At 65.5% G+C, this 8,245-nt stretch carries 2 protein-coding genes; both read right to left on the reverse strand.

The window, feature by feature from the left end; translation table 11 throughout:
- On the reverse strand, window positions 1–5,094 hold a 5,094-nt coding region (locus ABYV89_RS11955; RefSeq protein ID WP_432823185.1), incomplete at its 3' end, for a beta-ketoacyl synthase N-terminal-like domain-containing protein.
- Window positions 5,095–5,096: 2 nt separating this feature from the next.
- Window positions 5,097–8,245 (reverse strand): SDR family NAD(P)-dependent oxidoreductase (locus ABYV89_RS11960; protein ID WP_432823186.1); only part of this gene is annotated, 3,149 nt, incomplete at its 5' end.

Consider the following 8,245-nt stretch of genomic DNA (forward strand, 5'->3'; position numbering starts at 1 on the left):
GCGGAAGAAGCGCTCGATCTTGATGTCGTAGTGAATCACGTCGCCGACCACCGGAAGAGGGCGGTGAAAGGTGACCACCGCGTCGAGCAGGCGGTAGACCGCCTTCCCCTTGCTGATGAAGTCGATCCCCAGGTAGCCGGAGAGAAAGAGGTCGGCCTGACCCGCTTCGACGGCCACGCAGGTCGGGATGCGGCCGCCGTCCAAGTACCAGCGGTCGGCGGTGACGTCGTGCTCGGTGACAACCCGGCCATGGCTCATGGAGCGCGGCTCTCCTTCAACCGTGAGGATGCGGTCGACCAGCATCAGCGGCTCATCGGGGAGCCTGACCCGGGTCGGATAGCTGTCCACCTCGGCGAACTCGGGGCCGAGCATCTTGGCGATGGAGCCGATGGCGAATTCCATGCACATGTCGCGGTCGAATTGCGGGGCTGTGGTGGCCTGGGGCGATTGCAAAACGGCCTGGTTCTGCGCTTGGGATGCGAGCTCGGGCATCGGCGGCAGCTGCCAGTCGGCCGGCAGGGATTGGCCGCTGGCCAGCATCTGCTGCAGCAGGTTGATCTGCAGGTTGATGTTTTGCGAAAGCGCCTCGGTCATGCTGCCTGAAAAGCGCAAAAACGCTTCGTGGCTGCGGGCGCTGAAGGCGGCGGATTCTTCCAGTTGCTTGAGCAGCGGATGGTCTGATGCTGAAGCGGTGGCGACGGCCGCAGCCGGGCGTGCCGCCGGCCGGGGGGGCGGAACGACAGCGGCCGTTGCCGGCACTGGCGCGGTCATCACTGGCATCGGTTGTGCGGCAGCTGCCGGGCGGGGCGCAGATTGCGCCACAACACTTTTGGGCTTCGGCGGAGTGAAAGGCGCGCCGCCGATGACTGTCTGGATGCGCGGTCCGCTCTTCTCTTTTCCGGCCAAAAGTTCGTCCGAATAGAGCGCCGCCAGTTTGACCGGCAGCCGTTCCGAGAGGCCCTGGGCCAGCAGGCGCAGCAGCAGCGACACGGCATCCTGGCCGGGGTAGCAGGCGGCCCGAGCCAGGTGCGGCCGATCTTTGAGAATACGGCCGATCATGCGGCTGCAGGAGTTGCCGGGACCCATTTCGAGAAAAATCCGCACGCCGTCGGCGTACATCTGCTCGATCACCCGGGTGTAATCGATGGTGTCCAGGGCCTGGCCGAGGATGGCGTCGGCGACGCTGTTTTCGTCCAGTTCGTAGCTGTGGCCGAGGGCGCAGCTGTAGAAACGGATGTCCTCCGGCGGGGTGGTCGGAAACCGGTGCAGTTCGCGGTACGGTTGGGCAACCCGGTCGGCGACTTCACAGTGAACGGTGGTCACCCCGCGCAGCGGAATGTAGGGGCAGCCGAGGCGGGAGACCAGTTTCTCCAGCTGGGGTCGATTGCCGCCGATCACGCATTCTTCGTAGGTGTTGACGATCAGCAGGTAAACCCGCGGCAAACCGGCGAGGGCCTTGCGTACCTTGTCCGCCGGGGCGGCGACCAGGCCGAGAGTCCAGTCGACCGGCTCGTTGGGATCCAGTTTCCAGGTCTGTCGGGCCGCCTTGCAGACACCGGCCAGCTGATCGGTAAAGAGGTTCGAATCCCGCAGTCGGCGGGACATGCCGTCCCGGTCCTTCCAGGCGCCGAAGGAGAAGAGGCCGGCCGATTCGCCGAGACTGTAGCCGCTGACCGCCTGGGGCTCGATGCCGAAGCTGCGGACCAGGTCACTGACCGCGGTGCCGAGGGCGACCTGGGCGATCACCAGGGCATTGTGGTTGTCGTGAACGGCCTCGTTCAGGGTTTCGCCCCAGAACTTCTGTGGCAGGTACTGAAGCCCCAGGTGCAGGCTGCGTACGTCCTGTGAGCGGTAAATCTCGGGCCAGCGGGCCGACAGGTCACGCCCCATGCCGGCGAAATGGTTGCCCGAGCCGGGGAAGATGAAGGCTGTCTCGCCCTGGCCGGCGAGCGGCTCGGGTGTGTAAAAGATGCGGTCGCGAATGCCCGCCGGAAGGGGGGAGCCCCCGTTGCCGTCCAGGCGTTTTTCCGGATGTTCGAGCAGCCAGCGGCGGCCGTGTTCGAGCAGGCTCTGCAGGTCGTCACGGTTTGCCGCCACCAGCGACAGGCAGCGGGCCCGGGCCGGGTCGGTGGGCGCTGCGGCCAGCCAGGTTCGGGCCAGCCTTTCGATGTCGGTTAATGGCTTTTCTTTGGCCAGCTTCTGCAGCCTGGCGATCTGTTCCAGAATGTTCGAGGCGGTGTCCCCCTCGAGGGCGAACAGTCCTTCGCGCAGGGCTCCGAGGGGGCGCTGAATCGGAAGGGCCCGGCTTTTCCCCTTGTCCTCGTGCCCTTCAAGCAGGGCGACCGAACAGCTGCCGTCGACGCCGAGTGCGCTGACCAGGGCCCGGCGCGGCCCGTCGGCCCGGTTGCGCAGCCAGTACTGCGGGGCGGCAGGGGACAAAAATGGCCGGCGCCGCCCGGTCCAGGGCGAGCCGTCGATTCTGCTGTGCCGCAGCGGCGGCAAAATCTGGTGATGCAGGCAGAGCGCGGCGCGGATCAGCGAGGCCAGCCCTGAGGCAGAGCCGGTGTGGCCGAGTTCGGCCTTGACGCTGCCGACCCAGCAGGGATTGTCGCTCGGGGCGCTGTCGATGAAATCGACCAGGGAGGAAGCTTCCACCGCGTCTTCGTCGGGGATGCCGCTGCCGTGGGTTTCCAGGTAACTGACGGCGGCCGGCTTGATCCTGCCTTCGTTAAAAGCGCGTTGCAAGGCGGTATGGATCGCCTGCGGGGCGGGAACGCTCTCTTCGGCCCGGCCTCCGGTCGCCGTGCCGATCCCTTTGATCACGGCGTAAATGCGGTCACCGTCCTGCTGGGCGTCTTCAAGGCGTTTGAGCACCAGGGCTGCGGCCCCTTCGCCGATCAGGGTGCCGTCGGCGTCACGATCGAAGGGACGGCATTGACCGCTGGCGGAAAAAGGGCGGTCGGCGTGCTGGCCGAGCACCGAGCGCAGGTCACCGCTCATGTCGGTGGCGCCGACGATAGCGCGGTTGATGGAGCCTTCCTGGAGGGCGCGGATGGCGATTTCCAGGGCCCGCAGGCCGGAGTTTTCTTCGCTCGACAGGGTGAAGCTGGGCCCGCCGATACGGAATTCCTTGGCGACCCGGCTGGCGACGATGCTGCCGAGAGCGCCCATGACCCGGTTGGCGGTCAACGCCGGCCCGGCGGCTTCGCGCAATTCGGCAATCCATTGCTCCAGTTCGCTCTCACTCAGGGCGCGGCCGAGCTGGTTGGCCCACTTGCGGGCCAGTGCCTGAATGGACCAGCGGAAGCTGTAGCCGGTGGCGTTGAGATCGAGGCCGGTGCCGATAAAGACCCCGGTAAAGAGCAGGTCTTCCCCCTTGATCGAAGCGTCCTGCAGGGCCTGGTCGGCCACCTGAAGCATCAGCAGCTGGCGGGGGAGCATCTCTTCCAGCTCTTTCGGCGGAATACGGAATTCGCCAGGGACCGCAGCGGTTTCCGATACGAAATAACCTTTGAAGGCATCGACGTTGAGGCCGGACTCGGTGAACCATCGGCTCTTCTCGGCGCCCCACCAGCGCTTCGGCAGGCTGGCCGCCGTATCGGTGTCGGCGCCGAGCATACGCTGCTGCACTTCTTTTAACGACGACCAGGGACCGAAGTGCGCCCCCATGCCGACAATGGCGACCGGCTGGGCGGCACGCTGGAACGATGGCGGGAAAGCCACCGAGCTCTTGCTCGGCTGCGGCGGAATCCATTCTTCGATCAACAGGTGAGCGTTGATACCGCCAAAACCGAAAGCGCTCACCGCGGCCCGCCGGGGAACGTCCTTTTTACGGGGATTCCAGGGGGCCGGTTGATTGATGATGCGAAAGGGGCTGTCATCGAAAGAAATCCCCTTGGCGGGCTGGGCAAAGTTCGCTGTCGGCGGCAGGGTCTGTTCCTTCATCGCCAGCAGCACTTTGGCCAGGGCGGCGCTGCCGGCGGCCGTCAGGAGATGTCCGATATTCGATTTGACCGAACCGATGACGCATTGATTCCGTTTCCAGCCGCTGTCACCCCAGAGGCTTTTCAAGCTGGCGAATTCGACGGCGTCGCCGACCGGAGTGCCGGTGGCGTGGCATTCGACCAGATCGACGTCGCTGGGATTCCAGCCGGCCTGCGCATAAGCGGCCCGCATGGCCCGCAGCTGTCCCTCGGAGACCGGCGCCAGCAGGCTGCCGCCGAGGTCGTTGGAGAGTCCGATGCCGCGGATCACGGCATAGATGTGGTCCCCGGCGCGAACCGCGTCTTCGGTGCGCTTGAGCAGGAACATGCCGCAGCCTTCGCCGACCACCAGTCCGTCGCCCTTCTGGTCGAAGGGGGAGCAGGTGCCGGTCGGGGAGACGGCGTGCAGCTGGGAGAAACCCATCTGGGTGTAGAGGGCATCGGGACGGGACAGGCCGCCGGTGAGCATGGCGTCGGCGCGGCCGGCAGCCAGTTCATCAACAGCCAGTTTGATCGCGTAGAGCGACGAGGCACAGGCGGCGTCGAGGGTAAAGCTGGTGCCGCCGAGGCCGAGAGATCGCGCCAGCAGGCCGGCGGGGAGCCCGGCGACGTAGCGGTTGAGCGGCGCGATATCCGACTCGGGGGAAGGTTCGCTGCGGCCGAGGAGTTCTTCCTCAAAGGTGCGGCCGAGGGTGTCGCGGGCCATGGCCGAAGAATATTCGCTCGGCAGGGCCAGGTTGCCGATGATGACACCGACCCTGCTGCGATCGAGGTTGCGGGTGCTGCCGTCGTTGAAGGCTTGGCGACCGGCGTGCAGCAGCAGGCGAAACATGGGGTCGAGGGTGGAGACAAAATCCGGATCGATGTCGAGACCGGCGAGGGAGAGGACGGCATCGTCGTCGATGTAGCATCCCTGTTTTGAATAGACCTTGTCCGCCGCCCCGACTTTCGGATCGTAGACGTCGTCCGGTTCGAGCAGCCAGCGCCCTTCGGGGGGACGGCGCGAGGTGTTGACGTTGCCGGTGATGGTATTCCAGAACAGGTCGAGGGTCGGCGACATGGGAAAGATGCCGCCGACCCCGACGATGGCCACAGATTTTCCGTGTTTCATGCTCAGGCGGCTCCCTGCAGTTTATTGCGCTGGAAGCTTTTGATCAGCGATGCGTCGATGATGCATTCATAATCCTCGATCCGGGCGATCAGCTGGCCGCTGGCGGGGTCGACAAAATCGATATCCGCAGACGCCTTGCTCTTGCTCTGCCTGGTGACGTGGATACGGATTTCGCTCCCGCCGGCCGGAAAGCGATCGGCGTACTGGCGGTAACGGCCGGCAAAGACCGGCAGCGAGGCGGCATCAAAGCGTTCGAAGCTCCACAGGATCATCATCTGGAAGGAGCTGTCCAGGGCCAGGGGGTCGGACAGCCAGGAGTTGCGCAGGGGCTGAGTGATCCACTGGGACGGCAGCGGGGCCGGCTTGGCCTGGGCGACCACACCGTCGCCGGAACAGCCGTCGACCTGGCGGATGCCGTGGAAGTCGGGGCCGTGAAAGAGCCGGTCCGGCGTGTAGATGGCGTCCATCGAACGCGGGTAGGGCGCAAGGTCCAGCGCATCGGCAGCGGGCTTGGCCTCGGGAAGCCGGGTGGCCAGCACCATCTTGGCGCGGGCGTGAACGAACATCTGGCCGTCACCGTTGCGCCCGGAAAGTTCGACCGGCACCACGTGGAAACCGTCGGCTTTCAGCGCCTTGCCGGTCATGACCTGCAGCGAGCAGGTTTCATCAGGGCCGAGGGTGACGCCTTTGAGGATGCGCAGATCGTTGAAGCCGTGGAAACGGAGTCCCGGGTTGTTGTGGATGGCGCCGTGCCCCATCCACTCGATAATCATCGCCATCGGCAGAACCGCCTTTTTGTCCATGACATGGGACGCCAGAAAGGGGTACTGGGCGACCGAAAGGTCGAGATCAAAGGCCTTGGAGATATAGATGTTGGCCGGCGGCTGTACCTGGCTGTCGATTTGGGCCTCGGCGCGGGAGCCGAGGATGACCAGTTCGACCGGACCGCCCGGCGGGGTTGATATTTCGCTGAGCAGGTAGTCGGCACCGGCCTGCAGGCCGATCACCTCGACCCCTTCCTGGGCGAAGAGTTTCTTCAGGGCCGGGGTGACCATGCCGCCGTCCCAGGGGCCCCAGTTGAGGGACACCACCCGGCATTTGGGGCGCAGTCGCGCCTGCTGCTGGGCGATCTTGTTGAGAACCTCGTTGGCCACGGCGTAGTCGACCTGGCCGGTGCGGCCGAAACGACCGGTAGAAGAAGAGAAGAGGACCATGAAGCGCAGGTCGTCTTCGCTGACTGCGTCGAGCAGGGTGCGCAGCCCATCGATCTTGGTCGAGTAGACCAGTTCGAACTGGTCGGCGGTCTTGTCGGTGATCAGGCGGTCGGCCAGAACCCCGGCGCCGTGAATCAACCCCTTGACCGGACCGTAGCTCGAACGGACCTTGGCCACCGTCCTGGCCACCGCCGCCGGATCGCGCAGGTCGACGGACCGGTAAATCGCCTTGCCGCCGGCGGCGACGATGCGCTGCAGGTTGCTGCGGATTTCCCGGCTGCCGAGAATCGCCTGGTACTGTTGTTCGAGATCCTTGGGCTTCAGCGGTGCGGCTGCCTGGCTGAGCAGGGCTTTCTTGATGTCCACCTCGGTCTGCATGCCGCTCAGCCAGTCGGGTTCGGCTTCCGGGGCCGGGCTGCGGCCGAGCAGAAGCAGGGTGGCCTGGCTGGCCGCAGCCAGGGATACGGCCACCTCGGCGGTAACTCCGCGGGCGCCGCCGCTGATGACCAGCAGGTCGCCGGCGGCAACCGGCAGCTCCCGCATTTCGCCGGTCAGCGGCACAGTGGTCAGCTTGAGGGTGTGCTGGCCGGCGGCAGAAATGCCGACCTCGAGCGGGCCGTCGGTGAGAATTTCCTCGACCAGGGCGGCCGCCGTGGTCGTGGCATCCTGCAGCTCGGGGGCCAGGTCGATGGCTTTGCAGGAGACCTGAGGCCATTCGTGGCTGGCCGTTTTGCTCAGTCCGGCCAGGCCGCCGGATACCGGGTCGGCGGGGGAGGCGCCGGGAAGCAGGCCAAAGACGCCGTTGAGGCGGGATACGGTGGCGAGCAGCGATTTGCCCTGTTCGCCGGCTTTCTTGAGGCCGGGACCGGCAATCTGGAGCAGGCGGAAGGCGCGCTTCAAGAAAAGATCATCGGTCGCCGATGCCGGTGACAGCAGGATGAGACCGCCGAGATCGGAGGGGGCCGGGAGAAAGTCGAGTTCATCGAGAGAGACAAGTTTCGGCTGGTAGCCGAGCTGTTTGAGACGCGCATCGACGGCGCGGCTAAGCTCGGAGCCGTCGGCGGTCAACCAGATCGAGGCTCCATCGGCGAGAGCCAGTCGTTGCCGGTCGCCCTTTGCCTTGAGGGGGACGACTTTGACCAGCTTTCGCTCGATGCCGCCGCCGGCTGTCGTTTCGCTGCCCGCGGTTTCCTTTGCCGTCGCCGGACTTGCAGCCCCGGAGACGCTGGCAAGAAAATCGACAATCTGCGCCACGGTCTGCAGGGTGCCGAGATGCTCCGGTCGGATGGCCGGGGCGCCGGGAAGCTGTTCCTGCAGGGCGGAGAGGATTTCGACCCGCTTGATCGAATCGATGCCGAGGTCGGAATCGAGAGCCATGTCGAGCTCGAGCATTTCCACCGGGTAGCCCGTCTTGTCGGCGATCACCGCCAGCAGGGTGCGGGAGACGGTGTCGCGGTCGATCCGTTCGACTTGTGCGGTCGAGGCCGGAGCGGCGGCGGTTTTGCCGGCGCAGAGGTGGTTGACGATCTGTCCCAAAGTCTGCAGGGTGCCGAGTTCGTCAGGCTTCACTGCCGGCGCTTCGGGGAGGCGCTCCTGCAAAGCGGAGAGGATTTCGACCCGCTTGATCGAATCGATGCCCAGATCCGAATCGAGGCTCATCTCCAGTTCGAGCATGTCGACCGGGTAGCCGGTTTTATCGGCGATGACTTCGAGCAGTATCGTTGCCACTCTGCCGCTGTCAAGGCCGCTCTGGGCTGCAGCATTGGCTGTTAATGCCGCGGCAGGTGCTGCAGCGGTCATCCCGGAACAGAGGTGGCTGACGATCTGCCCCAAAGTCTGCAGGGCGCCGAGATCGTCGGGGCGTACCGCCGGGGCCTCGGGGAGGCGCTCCTGCAAAGCGGAGAGGATTTCGACCCGCTTGATCGAATCGATGCCCA

This window comes from Trichloromonas sp., from assembly GCF_041583255.1.
Lineage (GTDB): Bacteria > Desulfobacterota > Desulfuromonadia > Desulfuromonadales > Trichloromonadaceae > Trichloromonas.